This is a genomic window from Streptomyces sp. NPDC057307 (assembly GCF_042667665.1).
GTDB lineage: Bacteria > Actinomycetota > Actinomycetes > Streptomycetales > Streptomycetaceae > Streptomyces.
Window position 1 is genome coordinate 1321 of record NZ_JBHUZM010000278.1, and the last position, 258, is coordinate 1578.

At 56.6% G+C, this 258-nt stretch carries 1 rRNA gene (only partly in view); it reads left to right on the forward strand.

Features of this window, described 5'->3' with window-relative positions:
* Window positions 1–258, forward strand: a 23S ribosomal RNA gene (locus ACFUN8_RS37305) (its annotated part extends 1320 nt beyond the left edge of the window); the annotation flags it as partial.

Consider the following 258-nt stretch of genomic DNA (forward strand, 5'->3'; position numbering starts at 1 on the left):
GTCCCAAGGGTTGGGCTGTTCGCCCATTAAAGCGGTACGCGAGCTGGGTTCAGAACGTCGTGAGACAGTTCGGTCCCTATCCGTCGCGGGCGCAGGAAATTTGAGAGGAGCTGTCCTTAGTACGAGAGGACCGGGATGGACGCACCGCTGGTGTACCAGTTGTTCTGCCAAGGGCATCGCTGGGTAGCTATGTGCGGACGGGATAAGTGCTGAAAGCATCTAAGCATGAAGCCCCCCTCAAGATGAGATTTCCCATTC